Source organism: Acidovorax sp. ACV02 (assembly GCF_014851475.1).
Lineage (GTDB): Bacteria > Pseudomonadota > Gammaproteobacteria > Burkholderiales > Burkholderiaceae_C > Acidovorax > Acidovorax delafieldii.
The window spans coordinates 737257-753574 of record NZ_JACUZU010000001.1; the positions used below are offsets into that span (position 1 = coordinate 737257).

Sequence of the window (16318 nt, forward strand, 5' to 3'; positions counted from 1 at the left end):
GCCCGCATGGTCGAGCGCTTTCCTTGCTCTGTCGTGAAATTTTTTTCCCATACACGAAGGTATTTTTCGTGCAAGCAAGTACTGCGCCGACTGTTGGGAAGATACCAGTTCAAACCCGCACGGCGTGTCTATCTGTAACCGCATTGGGCATGCAGGGCTGGCACGGAAACGCTCGGTGGATTGGATGCGCAAGGCGTTGATTGCGCAAGAAAAAAACCCCGCACCTCAAAGAAGTGCGGGGTAATTGGCTGTTTGTCTGCCCTCCCACCAGTCAGGGCAGCAGCGTGTGGGGCGCTATCAGAAGTTGTGGCGCACGCCCACGGCGAAGGAGCTGAAGTCGTTACCCGGAGCCGACACGCCGTAGGTGGCAGCCTGGCTGTTGTTGATGCGGGTGTAGTACGTGTAGATCTTGGTGCGCTTGCTCAGGTTGTAGTTGTAGCCCAGCGTGTACTGGGTGGCGGCGCTGTTGGACACGTTGGAGTAGTTGCCGGCACGGCCCACGTTCACGTGGAACTCGGACACGCCCATGATGTAGGCGGCCGACAGGCGCAGGTTGGTGCGGTTGCCGCCGTTGGCGATGAACACGTTCTTGTCACGTTGCACGTAGGCGCCCATCACGAAGGGACCGGTGGAGTACGAAGCGCGCACTGCGAACTGGTTCTGGTCGCCCAGCTTGGAGTAACCAGCGCCCAGGCCCAGCTTGCCGATTTCGTAGTTGGCAGCCAGGTCCATGCTGTTCTTGCCGCCGGTGCCGCTGGGCTGCTCGTGCTGGGCCCAGCCGGCTTCGAACGTTGCGCCGCCCAGGCTGGGGGTGCGGTAAGCGATCTTGTTGATGTCACGGGCGGGGTAGGCGTACAGGGCGTCAGCCGACGAGCCGGTGTCGTGGTTGTGGTTGCTGATGAAGTCGGCCGTGGCGTAGTACGACTCGGACGTGAAGTTGCCCAGGCGAACCATGCCGAAGCCGCCGGACAGGTTCACTTCGCTCTGGCGGGCAAAAATGCCGCGCGAGTCGGTAGCGCCGGAGCTGGAGTCAAAGCCGCTTTCGAGCTGGAAGCCAGCCATCAGGCCGCCGCCCAGGTCTTCCTGGCCCTTGAAGCCGAAGCGGGAGGAGTTGTTGAACAGGCCGGTCTTGGAGACATCGCCGTCTTTTTGGTGTTCAAAGCTGGTGTTGACCCGGCCGTACAGGGTGACGCTGCTCTGTGCAAAGGCAGCAGACGTACCCACCAGGGCCAGCGCAGCGAGGGCGCAGCGGTTCAATGTTTTCATTCGCGAGGTTCCTTAAATCAAATTTTGTTTGATGACAAATAATCACCGGCCAAAAACGCACAGGGGTGATGCCTTCGGGCCGCCGCTACAAGCAAGTTTGGTGCCTGTGGTGATGTGATCGTTGCACTTTGCAACGGAAGGGGATGCTACTGGCCGCCGTGATTGGCCGCCAGCGGGGTAAACACCTTTTTGTCATCAAGATGTCGTTGCGGCGCAACATGGTTCTGGTAAGGCATGCCAGAACCGACCCAGGGCGAAGCCCGGCACCCCCTCCAAGGTCGCGAATGCAGCGCAAGCCCTACGCGGGCTGCCATCGGCGTGTCGCACTGCCCGGGCTGCTGCCGCCGTGCAGGCGCTGCAAGGGCCGCGAGGATTGCAAGCGCTGCAGGGCGGCGGGTGGGGTTTGTGGAGTGGGCGACGACCCCTTGAGGGATCGTCAACGGGCCCCTAGAACCGGTAGGTCGAGGTCAGCGTGTAGGTGCGCGCCTGTCCGTAGAAGCAATCCCCGCGTGCCAGGCACTGGGTGATGTGCACCTTGTCGGTCAGGTTGACCACGTTGAAGGCCACGCGCCAGTCGCCAGCGTCGTAGGCCAGCATGGCATCGGCCAGGGTGGCGGCAGGGGTGCTGATGGCGCTGGTGCCGCTCCATTGCGAGCCGGTGTAGCGCACGCCAGCGCCCACCACCCAGCCGCCACGTCCCTGCGCTGCAAAGCGGTGGCTCAGCCAGGCCGACGCGGTGTGCCGGGGCACGCTGGCCACGGGCTGGCCCTGGTCGCCTGCGTTGCTGCGGCTGATTTGGGCGTCGGTGAAGGCGTAGCCCACCGTGAAGTCCCACTGGCGCGCCAGGCTGGCCTGCACCTCCGCCTCGAAACCGTTGACCTTTACTTCGCCAATCTGCAGGCTGTTGAGCGGGTTGCCGGGGTCGGTGGTCTTGCGGTTCTTCTCGCGCAGGGTGTACACAGCGGCAAACGCACTGATGCCCTGGCCTGGCGGCTGCCACTTCACGCCAGCCTCCCACTGTTCACCGCGCTGGGGTTTGTAGGGGGTGCCGTACGCGTCGAGCCCACCCAGGGGCTGGAACGATTCGGAGTAGCCCACATACGGTGCCCAGCCGCCATCCATCTGGTACGTGACGCCTGCGCGTTTGGTCCAGGCCTTGTCGTCCACGGCAGCGGCGGGGCGGCCTTCGGTATCGGTCTGCGCACTGTCGTGGCGCAGGCCCAGCGTGGCCGTCCAGCGGCCCCATTGGATCTGGTCTTGCGCGTAGAACCCCAGCTGCTTTTGCACCACGCTGGGCTGGCGCACCAGCTGCGCCGCAGTGGGCGGCGTGAAGTTGCCGTACACCGGGTTGTACACGTCGATGGACGACGCCACCGCGCGCCAGGCCTGCTGGCCGGTGTGGTTGCGCTGCACGTCCAGGCCGGCGAGCACTGTGTGCGCAGTATTGCCCGCCTGCAGCTTGCCTTCGAGCTGCGTGTCGATGAGCAGCATGCGGCCGGTGTTGAGGTTCCACACCGCATCGCGCACCAGCGTGCGGTTGTCGCTGTTGAACACGGGGCGCGCAGGGCGGCCGGTCCCAGCGTTGGCGGTGAAGCTGGTGTAGATGGTGCGGTAGTCCACCTCGCTCACGGTGCGGCGCAGGTTCTGGCGCACTGTCCAGTCGCTGTTCAGACGGTGGCTGAACAGGTAGCCCCAGGAGTTGTTGCTGGTGTCGTAAGCGTCCCAGCCCGGCTCGCTGATGAAGGTGCTGCGCGGAATCTGTCCGTACTGGCTGGGCAGCTGCGTGCCTTGCCACGGGAAGAAGCCAATGAGCGAGCCGCTTTGGTCCTTCTGGTGCAGCGCCTGCAGCGTCAGCGACGTGTCGGCATTGGGCTTCCAGGTGAGCGATGGCGCAAACACCACGCGGTTGTCGTCCACATGGTCCACCTGCGTACCGCTGTCGCGGCCCACGGCCACCAGGCGGTAGAGCCACTGGCCGTCCTGGTCGAGTGCGCCCGTCAGGTCGGCGGCGATCTGCTTGCGTGCGTTGTTGCCCAGCTGCACCTGCACCTCGCGCAGGGTGTCGGCCTGCGGGCGTTTGCTCGTCAGGTTGAGCACACCGCCCACGCTGCCCTGGCCGTACAGCACGGAGGTGGGGCCGCGCAGAAACTCCACGCGCTCCAGCGTGTACGGGTCCGGTCGGCTGGTGTTGTAGGTGCCGTAGGTGCGCAGCAGGCCGTCCTGGTACTGGCTCACCGTGCCGCCGCGTGCGGCAAAGCTGTCCACGCGGCTGTCGAAATAGTTGGACACCGCGCCCGCGGTGTATGCCGTCACCTGCCGCAGCGTCTGGACGCCCTGGGCTTCCATCTGGTCGCGGGTGATCACGCTGATGGCCTGCGGGGTTTCGATGAGTGGGGTGTCGGTCTTGGTGGCGCTGAGTGCACGCTGGGCCACAAAGCCGGTGACGGGCGCGGTGGGGTTCTCCTGCCCTGCGCCCGAAGAGACGGTGACCGGGGCCAGCGTGGTCTCGGCCGTGGTGGTCGGAGCGGTTTGTGCATGGGCAGCGGCGCTGCACAGCAGCAGCAGGGCGGCCTGTGCCACCGCGGTGCGCGGCGCGCAGCATGCGCGCGAATTGGATGCGGAAGGATGCATGATTTGCTATTAATTGGATAGCTACTTGGGCATATTCGACTAGCGCAAGCGGCCGTTTTGGCTTGAAATGGGCGCCGGTCAGCGTCCCGCAGGGGCGGGAGTGGGCGCTGGGGGCAGGGACGGCGACGGCATGCCGTCGGCCAGCACAAAGCTCAGCGTGGTCACGTAGCTGGCTTCGCCGTACGGTGCGCCATGTGCCTCACCCGGCGTCTTGTCGCTGTGCTTCACCTCGGCCACGTACTGGCCCTTCCAGGGGGTGACGAAGGTCACTGTGCCGTCTTCACCGGCCTCGGCCTCGCGCGTCCAGCCCGAGGGTGCGGCCAGCTGCACCTTGGCCTTGGGCAGCGGTGCGCCCTGATAGACCACTTTCAGCTCACCGGGCTTACCGGTGGGCACCAGGTCCAGCGGGGCGGTGGGGGCCACGGGCTTGGCCAGGCTGGCCACCCAGCGGGCCGCGGGCTGCCAGACCATCGCGGGCAGGTTGCGCTTGCTGCGGTCGATCAGCGGGTAGGTGGCGGTGGCAAACAGGGTGTCGGGCGTGCCGGCGGCGGGGTAGACAAAAGCGTCCTTGCCCAGTTGGCCTTCCACACGCTGGGCGGCGGCGCCCGTGCGTTGCTGTTCGAGTACGGGCACGCCCTTGAACTGGTCCAACCGGCCGGGCGATGTCTCGCGCAGGTTGTCGTTGAACTCCCCGAAGTGCAGGCGCGCCTGGCCCCCGGCGTTTTCCAGCCACACTTGGTGCGCGTGGACAGGGCCCAGTGCGGTCACGCTGGCGATGGTCAGCGCGGCAGCCAGCCAAGGGCGTGGGAAGGTGGGAGCACAAGACATGGATATTTCCTCTCTTTGGTTTGGGATTCAGGAACGCCGCCAAAAAACGCAGCGCGCAGCCCGCCGCACCACCCCCCGGGTGGGTGCAACAAAGCTCACTTTTTGGTAGCTGCCTGCGCTTTTGGGATAAGCGCTGGGTGGCTTTTTGATCTGAACATTGCAGCGCCCGGCTCACACCGGACGACAGCGCAGATCGGTGGTCCGTGGGGCCCGCTTCAGCGACCGCCATGGGGTCGTCATGACAGCCGCCGACAAACGCTCACAACGCCGCGCTCGCGCGCGGGTTCTTTGCTGGGGGAGTCGGAACCTGCGCACGCGGCCGGCCGTACCAGCCCATCACCCCCACGGGGATGCCCAGCGCTACCCACGACCACCAGTCGCCCCAGGTGTCGGACACCAGAGCCGTTAGCAGCCCGGTGGTGGTGAGCACACCCATCACGATGGGCCCGCCCCATAGGGCCCAGAAAGGGCTGCGCTTGTTCATACGGCTCCCTCGGTGGTGCGCGCTGCGCCCGATGTGGGCAATGCGCCGCCAGCCAAGTGACCGTTGGCGCTGCCCGCGCTTGGTGTTGCGGGGCTTGCGGCCTGCACGCCCTTGCGCAGCCACAGGTACAGCCCGCTGCCCAGCACCACGATGGTGGCGATGTCGAGCAGCGCCCAGAGGATCTTCATCGGCATGCCGCCGTAGTCGCCAAAGTGCAGCGGCTGCGACACGAGCAGCGCCGTCAGGTACCACGGCAGCATGGGCGATGCGGTGACCTGCGCTGTGCGCGCGTCCACCAGCACGGGCTTGAGCAGGCGCGATGTGAGCGGCTCGTTGCCGCGCAGGAAAAACGTGTTGTGGTGCGGGCTGGAAAACGCCGTGCCCGGGAACGCAATGAACGACAGCTTGGTGCCCGGCGCCTGGGCCTGCGCGGCCACCAGCGCCTGCTGCAGCGGCCCGCGCTCGGCAGCGGGCACGATGGGCTGGCCTTCGTAGGGCTTGAGCAGCACCGAGAGTTGGTCGTACTGCCAGTACTTGATGAGCAGGTCGGCCCACGTGTTGATCATGCCGGTGCCACCCACCACGAAGGCCCACACCAGCGTGACGATGCCCAGCAGGTTGTGCAGGTCGAGCCACTTCACCCGCGTGGACCGATCCCGCCGCACCTCACCAAACGCCAGCTTGCGCATGAACGGCGCATACAACACCACGCCGGTGACGATGGCCACCAGCAGCAGCAAGCCCATGAAGCCCAGAAACAGCTTGCCCGGCAGCCCAGCGAACAGGTCCACATGCAGCTTGAACATCACGTACATGAAGCCTTCGTCAAACCGTGGCTGCGCCAGCACCTGGGCCGTGCGGGCATCCACCGCCACAGAGCGGAAGTCATCGGTGGGCGCCGGGGTGGGCGTGAGCGTGACGAACCAGACGTTGTCATCGTCCTCCGCATGCGACGCGAACTGCACCACCCGCTCGGGGTGCAGCGCCTGTGCGGTGGCCAGCACCTTGTCCAGGCTCGCGCGCGGCGTGTTGGCAGGCATGGCGGGCGCCTCCACCTCGGTGCCCAGCAGGTGGCCGATTTCGTGGTGAAAGATCAGCGGCAGACCGGTGATGCACAGCAGCAGCATGAAGACGGTGCACACCAGGCTGGACCATTTGTGGGTCCAGCTCCAGCGGCGCAGGGCGGTGGGGCTCAGCATGGGGCGGGGTGGTAAGGGCCGTCATGCAATCGGACCACCGCCAGCGCCGCCCACGGCACGGGGCACGCTGTCGCAACAGAGAAGGCGAAAAAGTGGTTCATCAAGCCAGACAACCCGGAAACATCGGAAGACGGTGGGTGCTGGCTGCAGCCGGGAGGCCTGTTCGATGGCTCGCGGCAAGGACTATGGCTGGCGGAAACTCAATTTTACATTGCAAATGGGAATTGTTTGTATTCGTGATTGTGCTGGGGGGTAGAGGTGTTGCGAAATGGATTCAGCCATGCTGCCCATGCGGCGCTTTGAGGCAGGGACGGCTCTCCGGGCAGGGGCTGCAGGTGCAGGGCGGGGTTGGAGCCTGCAGGCTATATTCCTCTCGTCCCAACGCTGGTTTGGCAGACATTCACACCGGCGTTTGAAATCAGCCCATCGGCTTCAAACCCAGGCTGCGAGCCGCTTTCAGGAGAACTCTGTGTCCACGATATCCCGCGTCGTTCAGCCTGTCGCGTACAGTTTTGCGGCTTGCATGGGTGCCTTGTGGCGGGCGCTGCACAAGGTTGCCTTGCTCGGGCTCGCTGTTCTGGCCATTGGGTGTGCGGGCAACGTGCACGCCGCAGACGAAAGCACATCTGCGGAGCGAAAAGCCCGACTCGCAATACCCCCCGAGTTTCGGCATCTCGACTTTGTCCTGGCCGCTGCGGAAGGTGATTTGAACGGTGACGGCGTTCCCGACCGGGCCATGCTGTTGATGGGACGCAAAGGCGAAGGCCCGCAAGAGGAGCGGCTGTTCGTCCTGACCGGAAAGGCGGATGGCGGCTATCAGGTGCTCTCGGTGTCCGGCGAGTTCTGCCACCCCAGCAAGTTCTACAACCTGGACATCAAGAACAATTCGTTGTTCGTCCAGGCAGTCTTTTACGCCGACGCCGCCCGGTTCTCGGGCTTCACGCTGCAGTTCCGCTACAACCCCAAGACCAAAGACCTGGAACATATCGGCGAGCAGCAGGACGACGAAGACTATCCCAGCAACTCCTACCACCGCGTGAGCCTCAACTACCTGACCAACGCCGCCATTCATTCGCGGCGTGCTGGCAAGAAGTACAAGGAGGCGAGAGGCCGGATCGTTGATGGTCCGGGCGTGCTTCCTTTGAATGGGTTCGTCTGTGAAGGCTATGGCATGACGGGTTCTTCGGTCTACCTGGATGAAAGTTTCAAGGTGCACAAGAAGGGTATGACACCGCCATGATGCAGCGCAGGTTTGTTGAAGAGCTGGCTCGCACCTTGTTCGTGATTCACCATGATTCAAACCTATCCGCGGCTTGAGCTGTCGATTCGAACGTACCTGCTCCCTTTTTGAAGAATGACGGTTTCGCGGGTTCGGGCCGACTATTTCGACGTATCGACAATGGCGCGATTCATTGAGTGAATGTGCAAGGCTTCACCAGTACGCGTCGCCCTCACCGATTCGCCCAGTCCTGACATGTAAGTGGCCGCCTCCATGAGAAAGTACGTTTCCGCAAGAAAAAGAGCATCGCTTCAGTTGCTGAACGCTGAACTGGTACGACAGGTCATGCGCGGCATCTTTCCTCCGAAAAATGACTACATAGAGGACATGGCGCTGTACGAGGATTTGTTGCCAGAGCTACGCCGGTTTGGGATAGCAGACCGAGGAACTCTCAAACGCCTGATTACCCGGCACCGCAGGTCGCTGCTGGCGGATGATCGCAGTCCGCTTGCCGCGTGGGAGCAGCGCCATTTCAGTGAGATGTTTGGAGCCGACTTCGTTCGTGGTGCGGTTCGTCGGCACTATTGGTTTGCTTATCCGGCGCTTATTCGCAATGCGTTGCAGTCCGAGTTTGGCGAGATTGCTGCTGTGCGTGACGAAGATGTGGATGGGTAACCGCAGGTATTTGTTGCACACATCAACCACTTTCTTGTAATAGCGAACTATGAAAACCGTGTATTCAATCGCTGTTCACCAAATATTCAGTCCCCAGAAAACACTCTCTTCTCAAACCTTAAATCGTATGGGCTGCATCCTTCATTTCGTGGGCCGCGAGGCTGATGTGGAAAGCCTCGTCGCGCTGAGTCCCATTGAACCGTGCAGCGTTTGGCGGCGCGGTGTGCCGCGCAGTTCCCGGCCGAACAGCCGTCCTGCAGTGACTTCCGGGTTGACCTTGGTGGTGAGTGACGCTGAATTTGAGGACCTGGAGCAGCAGCAGGCCGACGCAATTCAGTTCCTCCTTGCCCATTCAAGCGTCTTGAAGGCCATGAGCGAAGTCGCAGGCGTGGAGCACGCGACTTTGGACTTCGGGATTGCCATGCGGGATGTGGTCGTCCAGTCAGACCACTTCCCTACAGAACTGATTGCTGCGCTTGCGGCTGCGGGCTGCAGTATGGAACTGACCCAGTTTCCGACAGGACGCAAGGCAAAGAACCTCAAGCGATATCGGAAGGCGCTGCGTGCCGGGCAACTTCCGAGGTAGGCGCATACCGCCTTCCCCCGGCAAACCCATGCGGCCCGCGCTCGAACAGAAGCTCATCGGCATGGTACGTTCGTCGCCCCGTTTGATGGCCGCACTGGTGGCAGTCCGCTCGTTGGGGCTGAGTTCCTGGTGCATTGGCGCGGGCGCCGTGCGGTCGCTGGTGTGGGACGCTCTGCATGGGTTTGATGCACCGTCGAAGCTTCAGGATGTGGATGTGGTGCACTTCACCAGCGAAGCGGCCGGGCCAGTGTCCGATGCGGACCTCGAAAGGCGCCTTCGCACGCTCATGCCAGCGGTGCAGTGGGAAGTGACCAACCAGGCCACCGTGCATCACTGGTTCGCTCGCAGTCTTGGGCAAGTGGTTCCCGCGCTTGCCTCGCTGGAAGAGGGTGTGGCCACGTGGCCCGAGTTCGCGACCTGTGTAGGCGTCTACCTGAACGAAGACGAATCGATAGGCGTTGTGGCCCCGCATGGGTTGGGCGATCTGTTTGGGCTGCGCGTTCGGCACAACCCGCTCAGAGCCAGCTTTGCCGTCTTCCGGCAACGTGTGGAATCGAAGCGGTTCAGCGAACGATGGCCGCTGCTTTCGATTGACGAAAATCCCTGACAGGTTGTGTACTCTGAGGAGAATGACTCAGATGGGGGGCGATTCTGTTCTCCCGGCGCGTCATGGGCCATCGGCCGTTCATATGCGCCTTTTTGTTGCTATTTATTTCATAGCTGCTAGTGCTTCTGGGTGAAGCGCTAGCAGCTGATCGGAATTGAAGTCAGGCGTCTGCTTTTGCTGACCCTCTCAAAACCGCGTGCGCACCGCCACCTGCACCGCACGCGGCGAGCCCGGCAGGATCAGGTTGTCGTTGCTGCCGTGCGCCGACACGTAGTACTTGCGGTTGGCCAGGTTCTTGATGTTCACGTCCACTTCCCACTGGCCCAGCGTGTACTGCAGGGCGGCATCGAGCGTGGTGTAGGCGGGCAGGGTGACCAGGTTGGTCAGTGAGGTGAAGCGCTCGCCCACGTAGTTCACACCGCCGCCTACGCGTAGGCCGTGGCCGAGGTCCTTCATGGCCCACAGGAAGGCGGAATTGCGGGGCGTGAGCGCAGGCACCTTGCCCTGGGCGGCAATGGCGGCGGTGGGCAACTGGGTGGAGGTGGTGGTGGCCAGTGATTTCGTCATGCGGCCATCCAGCCAGGCGTAGCCGGCGCTCACATCCCAGCGGCCGGGCAGGCGGCCGTTGGCGGTCAGCTCCAGGCCGTTGGTGCGTTGCGTGCCCACGTTGATCTGGCGCGAGGGGTTGGTGGGGTCGGTGTTCTTGATGTTGGTGCGCTCCAGGTTGAAGAGCGCGCCCGTTACGTTCATGCGGCCATCGAGCAGGTCGAGCTTCATGCCGATTTCCTTGTTCTGCGTGATCTCGGGTTCGTTGGCGGTGTTGTTGGCGGCCAGCGCAAAAGTCTCTGCCGAAGGCTGGAACGACTTGCTGTACGACACGTAGTACGACACCGCGTCGCTGGGCTGCCAGACCAGGCCTGCGCGGGGGCTGAACTTTTTGTCGGTGCGCGACAACGCGGAGAGCTTGCGGTCAAACTCGGTCTGCTGCTTGAACACGTCGTAGCGCGCACCCACCAGCGCCTTCCACTGCGGGGCCAGCGTGATCTGGTTTTGCCAGTACACCGCCGCTGTGTCTTGGGTGGTGTGGCTGGGGATGGCGCTGTCGGCGGTGTAGCTGGCGGCAGGTATCACCGGAGCGGCTACGCCGGCGGGGTTGGAGATGGAGACGCGGTCTGCTCCGCCCGACACGGACTCCGCGCGCTTCTTCTGCTGGCCCAGCTCCATGCCCATCAGCCACTCCTGCTTCAGGCCCCCGAGCTGGTTGCGCCAGGTCACGTCGGTCTGGTTGAACAGGCCGCTTTCGTCGCGCAGGATGAACGAGCGTGTGCGGCCCACGGTCAGGTTCACCGGGTTGGTGGTGCCGCCGGGCAAGGTGTTGTAGCGGTCCAGCGTGTAGTCGTATGCGCGTGTCACATTGCGCACCGACCAGTCGTCGTTGAAGCGGTGGTTGAGGGTGGCCGCCAGCGATTGCATAGTGCTGGTGGTGGTGTCGTCTTGCGCGGCGTTGCTGGAGCCGTAGTAGGTGCTGGCGGGCACGTTCACTGGACGGCCGTTGAGTGCGGGAATGCCGAAGTCCGTCAGGCGCTTGTCGCGCGCGTTGGTGTACTGCAGCAGCAGGTCGGTCTGTGCGGCGAGCTTGAGCGCGAGGGACGGCGCGAAGTTGTGGCGCTTGACGAACTGCTGGTCGCGGTAGCTGCCCGAATCTTCGACGGCGGCGTTGATGCGGAAGGCTGCGGTGTCGCTGATGCCTACATTCACATCGGCCGTGGCGCGGCGAAAGGCGTAGCTGCCCAGGCCCAGAGAAGCCTCGCCCGATGTCTCGCCGAACTTGGGTTTCTTGGTCACGCGGTTGATCAGGCCGCCCGAGGAGCCGCGCCCGTACAGCACGGCGGCGGGGCCCTTGAGCACCTCCACGCGCTCGATGTCGGCCAGGTCGCGGAAGTACAGCGCATCGTCGCGCACGCCATCCACAAACTGGTCGGCAATGGCGGTGAAGCCACGGATCACCACCTGGTCACGCTGGCCGTCGCCGTGGCTCATGGCCACGCCGGGTACGTTGCGCAGCACGTCTTCCATCGACCGCGCCCCCTGGTCGCGCATGAGCTGCTCGGGTACCACGTTCACGGCTTGGGGCACATCGCGCAGCGGCGCGCTGCCCTTGGTGGCCGAGGAGCTGACGGCGGGCGAATAGCCGTCATCGCCGCTGGTGGATTGCACGGTGACCTCGCCCAGCGTCTGGGGCGGTGCAGAGGGCGGTGTTGCTTGTGCCAGCGCGGTGCCGCAGAACGCGGCCAGGACGGCGGCGGCCAGCGGGTGCAGGGCCTGGGGGTGACGGAAGGGGCGGCGGAAAGGTGCGTGCATGGTTTGTCCTAGGTGTGTGCGCAACGCGGTTGAAAACGGCTCCGCAGGCACCGGGCCTGGCGCGGGCCTATGGGGCCGGTGGCTGGGGGGGCGCAGAGAGCGGGATGAAAAAATGCAGAGGTGAGAGGCGGATCAGAAAGTGCGACGAGCCAGAGGGGCCGCCGCATCCTTTCCGCTCACCACCCCCCGGCCCAGGCGGCGAGGCCTGCCAGCAGGGTCAACCCCGCCAGCACCGGTGTGCGCCGGGGCTGCCAGGTCACAGTGGCCGTCACGGCCACGGCTGCTACTGACAGGGCCACGGCCCATGCGGTCACGCCGAGCGAGACAGGCACGCCATCGGCCGGGTGTGCGGCCAGCCAGAGCGACAGCAGCAGCAACAGCCACCCCGCGCGGCGCAGCTGTTGCAGGCGGTGGGCCGCACCTTCACGGTCTGTGGCGTCTTCATGGTGGCGGTCCATGCCCAGCGCCATCACCGACCAGGCCGCAAAACACAGCAGAAATGCGGACATGGTGTTCAAGCCCCCGACGTTGAAACAGACACTTCGGTGGCCGCAGGCAATGCGGCCGCCGGGGCAGTGCGCGGTGTTTTGGCCTCAGCGGCTTTGCCCTTGGGGGCACGGCCCGGGCGCAGCCGCCACGACAGCCAGCCCAGCACCAGCCCGGTGGTCAGGAACGCCAGGTCCATGCTGGCCCACACCCATTCGCCCGCCGGCAGCGTGACGCCGAGGTGGGTGTGGGTGGTCAGGGCGTTGATGACAGGCAGCAACGCCCACACCAGCCCCGCTGCGCCCAGTGGCACCGACCAGCCCATGCGGCCAGGCCGCACCACGGCGCAGGCCAGCGCCCACAGCAGGGCCAGGCCCCAGGCGCTGAAGAACCAGGCCAGTTCCACATCGGCCCGGCCCTCAGCGTTCAGCGGGATCAGGCGGTTGGAGGCGATGTACACGCCGCAGGCCAGCGGCAGGCCCGCCAGCGTGGCAATGTTGATGGCTGCCACCAGGCGCTCGCCAAACGGCGCCTCGGTGGGTGCGACGCCCGCCCTGTTGTCTTTATTGGCGGCGATCCCTGTGCGGCTGGCCTGCGTCTGCGATTTGGCGCTGCGCTTGACCGACCACAGCACCATGCCGGTGGCGATCATCAGGCTGCCCAACACGCCAAAGCCAAACAGCGCCCAGCGCAGGCCGATGTCGGCAAACCGCGCCATGTGCAGGCCGTACAACACGCCGTAGGTCTTGACGGCGGGGCCGGTGGCATCGGCCTGGTCCAGCCACTGGCCGGTGGTGGCATCAAACAGCAGGCGCGGTGGGCGGTACTGCAGGCGGTCGCCTTCGTGGCGCGTCACCTCGACCACGGCGCGGCCCTTGGCGTCGCGGCGTGCCTGCAGGCTGCCGATGCGCCCGCCATCCCAGCGGGTGCGCGCTTCGGTCAGGATGGACGGCAGTGCAATAGCGGGCAGGGGCTCTACCTTGTCGCCCGGTCTGCGCCGGGGGCGGCTTTCGGCTTTCTCGCCCTGCAGGTCGGCAAAGTACGCGTTGGAGTCCACGCCGTTCTCGCCCTTGTAGGCGGTGGCAATGCCTGCAGGCATGTAGAGCGTGTGGAAGATCATCAGCCCGCTGAAGGTGATCATCAGGTAGAACGGCAGCACCAGTACACCGCTGACGTTGTGTGCGTCCAGCCAGGCGCGCTGGCCGCCCTTGGTGGGGCGGAAGGTGAAGAAGTCCTTGAAGATGCGGCGGTGCGTGATCACCCCCGAGATCAGCGCCACAAACATCAGCATGGTGGCTACGCCCACCACCCAGCGGCCTTCGAGGGTCCAGCGCCCCTTCTGCGCGGTGCGCAGCTCGAAGTGGAAGCGGTAGAAGAAGTCGCCGCCCATGGTCTGGCGCGCGTCGATGGCCTCGCCGGTCTGCGGGTTCATGCGCAGCGTCTCGAAGCGGCCATTGCCCGTGTCGCGCCACAGGATGTTGACGGCAGGGTCGCGGTCGTCGGGCAGGTGCATGATCCACTGCGTGACGTTGGGCACCCGGCGCACCAGCGCGTCCAGGGCTTTTTGCGCCACCTGCGGATCAGTGGCATCCACCGGCTGCAGTCCATGCATCTCGGGGCGCATCCACAGGTTGAACTCGTTCTTGAAGAACGACAGCGTGCCGGTCAGGAAGATCGCAAACAGCAGCCAGCCCAGGATCAATCCGGCCCAGGTGTGCAGCCAAGACATGGCCTGGCGGAATCCCTCGCGGTCGCTGGGCGCCTTGGGCTTCTTGGCTGAGCGTGCTGCTTCAGCCGCGGTGCTGGCCGCGGTGGCTGCCAGGGCCCGTTCTGCCGGGGTGCGGGAGGGGAGTGTGCTGCTCGTCATGCGGCGGCCTTCATCCAATGCGGTGCCGTGGCGCAGGCGCCCAGCACCAGTGCGGGCAGCAGCGTGCCACCCCAGGCGCCCCAGGCGGTGCGTGTGTAAAAAGCCCAGCCAGCGGCGGCGGCATACACCACCCACGAGAGCATGGTGGCCGTGAGCACAGCCTCCACGCGGGGCATGCATTGCGCTAGCAGGAGCGACAGCGCCGCCGAGAAGCCTGCCGCTAGCGCGTAGCCGCCCCCTATCGCCGCCACGGCGCGGGAGGTGATGGCCAGCCGGTAGCGTCCATTGACGCGGGTGGCCTTCATGGCAGGGCCCGGGGAGCTCCGGGGGTGTATGTGGGCAAGGGCCCCGCAAGGCGGGGGCGGGTCGTACGGTGCGGCATCAGCAAAGAGCTCCAGACAGGTGTGTGGGTACAAAACGCACAAACGCTGGCTGCAACGGGCGGCTGGAGCCGGCTGACTGGCTTGCTGGCGGGCTCGGGAATCAGGGTGTCACTGAACCCGGCCGCTGGTGGTAGGCTGACATTCTACTTTTGTTGAGAGGCATTCGCATTTGTGTTGCGGGAATTTTCTTCCGTTGATGTGCACTTGCAACAACCCGTGATCGCAGGGGGCATTGCTATCCGGGAGAAATATTCTCAAAGCTGCAGCGCGCAGGCACAAAAAAACGGGCCGAAGCCCGTTTTGATTTTTCTGCCCGCTTTCGTGGACCGATCTGGCGATCCGTGGCCTTACTCCACATCGCCCATCTGCGACTGCAGGTAGTTCTGCAGGCCCACCTTGCCGATCAGATCGATCTGGGTCTCGAGGAAGTCGATGTGCTCCTCGGTGTCGTCCAGGATCTTTTGCAGCAGGTCGCGCGATACATAGTCACGCACGCTTTCGCAGTGGGCGATCCCATCCTTGATGGTGGCTTGGGCGCCTTGTTCGGCGCGCAGGTCGCAGGCCAGGATCTCTGGCACGTCTTCGCCGACCTGGATCTTGGCCAGGTCCTGCAGGTTGGGCAGGCCGTCCAGCGTGAAGATGCGGTCCATGAGCCAGTCGGCATGCTTCATCTCGCCGATGGATTCCGAATACTCCTTCTTCGCCAGCTTGTCGAAGCCCCAGTGCTTGAGCATGCGGTAGTGCAGGAAGTACTGGTTGATGGCGGTGAGTTCGTTCTTGAGCTGGGCCTGCAGATGGCCAATGACCTGTGCGTCACCTTTCATGGGGACTCCTTGTAATGTGTGGATTCGGCGCTGATTGTCGTGACCCGCATCCAGCAGCGCAAGGCAAGCCCCTGCTGTGGCGCGCGGGCTGCGTGTGATGCTGAGAGGCGTTCGCGTTCACATCTTGTGTGCCCCGCGGCGCACCAGGGTTGTCACCGGGAGGTCGCACAGGGCGTTGTATAGTAATTGGCAATTGATTCGATGTAATCAATTAATTGGATTGATGGATTGGAAATGCCTAAACTTCAGTCCTGTTCAGTCAACCAACCACAAAGGAAACAGCAATGTCCCTGATCAATACGCAAGTTCAGCCCTTCAAGACCACCGCTTTTGTCAACCGTGCCGGCAAGGGTGAATTCATCGAAGTGACCGAGCAGTCCCTCAAGGGCAAGTGGTCCGTGCTGATCTTCATGCCTGCAGCCTTCACCTTCAACTGCCCCACCGAAATCGAAGACGCTGCCGACAACTACGCTGAATTCCAAAAGGCCGGTGCCGAGGTTTACATCGTGACCACCGACACCCACTTCTCGCACAAGGTGTGGCACGAAACCTCCGACGCCGTGGGCAAGGCCAAGTTCCCCCTGGTCGGCGACCCAACGCACCAGCTGACCAACGCCTTCGGCGTGCACATTCCTGAAGAAGGTCTGGCACTGCGTGGCACGTTCGTGATCAACCCCGATGGCGTGATCAAGACCATGGAAATCCACTCCAACGAAATCGCCCGCGACGTGTCGGAAACCCTGCGCAAGCTCAAGGCTGCCCAGTTCACCGCCGCCAACCCTGGCCAAGTCTGCCCCGCCAAGTGGAAGGAAGGCGCCAAGACGCTGACGCCTTCGCTGGACCTGGTTGGCAAGATCTAATCCACGGCTCCTCCAAAGCCGGACAGCGTCATGGCGCCATCG

General features: G+C 64.1%; 15 protein-coding genes. 5 read left to right on the top strand and 10 right to left on the bottom strand.

Features of this window, described 5'->3' with window-relative positions; genetic code table 11:
- Positions 1-297 precede the first annotated feature (297 nt).
- From IB236_RS03440 to IB236_RS03460, 5 genes are all read right to left on the bottom strand, one after another.
- Complete coding sequence (locus IB236_RS03440; RefSeq protein WP_099729790.1) at positions 298-1266, bottom strand: porin; 969 nt, start codon at positions 1264-1266, stop codon at positions 298-300.
- 447 nt (positions 1267-1713) lie between these two features.
- Entirely contained in the window at positions 1714-3897 is a 2184-nt protein-coding gene (locus IB236_RS03445) for a TonB-dependent siderophore receptor (RefSeq protein WP_192418806.1), read from the bottom strand.
- Positions 3898-3975: 78 nt separating this feature from the next.
- A complete protein-coding gene (locus IB236_RS03450; protein WP_192418807.1) occupies positions 3976-4725 on the bottom strand; it encodes a TonB-dependent receptor in 750 nt (249 codons plus the stop codon).
- 259 nt (positions 4726-4984) lie between these two features.
- A complete protein-coding gene (locus IB236_RS03455; protein ID WP_192418808.1) occupies positions 4985-5209 on the bottom strand; it encodes a hypothetical protein in 225 nt (74 codons plus the stop codon).
- Positions 5206-6408, bottom strand: coding sequence for a PepSY domain-containing protein (locus IB236_RS03460; protein ID WP_192418809.1), 1203 nt, complete (start codon positions 6406-6408; stop codon positions 5206-5208). The genes IB236_RS03455 and IB236_RS03460 overlap by 4 nt, the downstream gene beginning before the upstream one ends.
- A 469-nt stretch (positions 6409-6877) precedes the next feature.
- Here IB236_RS03460 and IB236_RS03465 point away from each other — a divergent pair, with 469 nt between their 5' ends.
- The 4 genes from IB236_RS03465 to IB236_RS03480 all read left to right on the top strand — a co-directional run bounded on the left by IB236_RS03465 (position 6878) and on the right by IB236_RS03480 (position 9495).
- A complete protein-coding gene (locus IB236_RS03465) occupies positions 6878-7648 on the top strand; it encodes a hypothetical protein (RefSeq protein WP_192418810.1) in 771 nt (256 codons plus the stop codon).
- Positions 7649-7900: 252 nt separating this feature from the next.
- On the top strand, positions 7901-8302 hold the full coding sequence (locus IB236_RS03470) for a hypothetical protein (protein ID WP_192418812.1): 402 nt from the start codon (positions 7901-7903) through the stop codon (positions 8300-8302).
- 49 nt (positions 8303-8351) lie between these two features.
- On the top strand, positions 8352-8888 hold the full coding sequence (locus IB236_RS03475) for a hypothetical protein (protein ID WP_192418814.1): 537 nt from the start codon (positions 8352-8354) through the stop codon (positions 8886-8888).
- Between the two features lie 28 nt (positions 8889-8916).
- Positions 8917-9495 (top strand): nucleotidyltransferase family protein, encoded by a 579-nt coding sequence (locus IB236_RS03480; protein ID WP_370539874.1) that lies wholly within the window; start codon positions 8917-8919, stop codon positions 9493-9495.
- A 186-nt stretch (positions 9496-9681) separates the two neighbouring features.
- On the opposite strand, the gene IB236_RS03485 is transcribed toward IB236_RS03480, so the two are convergent.
- The 5 genes from IB236_RS03485 to bfr form a co-directional block, all read right to left on the bottom strand.
- A complete protein-coding gene (locus IB236_RS03485) occupies positions 9682-11856 on the bottom strand; it encodes a TonB-dependent siderophore receptor (protein WP_192418816.1) in 2175 nt (724 codons plus the stop codon).
- Between the two features lie 176 nt (positions 11857-12032).
- Positions 12033-12365, bottom strand: coding sequence for a DUF3325 domain-containing protein (locus IB236_RS03490; RefSeq protein ID WP_192418818.1), 333 nt, complete (start codon positions 12363-12365; stop codon positions 12033-12035).
- Positions 12366-12370: 5 nt separating this feature from the next.
- Complete coding sequence (locus IB236_RS03495) at positions 12371-14209, bottom strand: PepSY domain-containing protein (protein WP_192418820.1); 1839 nt, start codon at positions 14207-14209, stop codon at positions 12371-12373.
- Complete coding sequence (locus IB236_RS03500; protein WP_192418822.1) at positions 14206-14514, bottom strand: DUF3649 domain-containing protein; 309 nt, start codon at positions 14512-14514, stop codon at positions 14206-14208. Before IB236_RS03500 ends, IB236_RS03495 begins: the two co-directional genes overlap by 4 nt.
- A gap of 425 nt (positions 14515-14939) precedes the next feature.
- The gene (gene bfr, locus IB236_RS03505) at positions 14940-15416 is read right to left on the bottom strand and encodes a bacterioferritin (RefSeq protein ID WP_099729799.1); all 477 of its coding nucleotides are present in this window, start codon (positions 15414-15416) and stop codon (positions 14940-14942) included.
- A gap of 284 nt (positions 15417-15700) precedes the next feature.
- Between bfr and ahpC the strand changes: the two genes are divergently transcribed.
- Positions 15701-16276 carry an alkyl hydroperoxide reductase subunit C gene (gene ahpC, locus IB236_RS03510; protein WP_121943337.1) on the top strand — a complete coding sequence of 192 codons (576 nt, stop codon included), beginning with the start codon at positions 15701-15703 and terminating at the stop codon, positions 16274-16276.
- Positions 16277-16318: the final 42 nt, after the last annotated feature.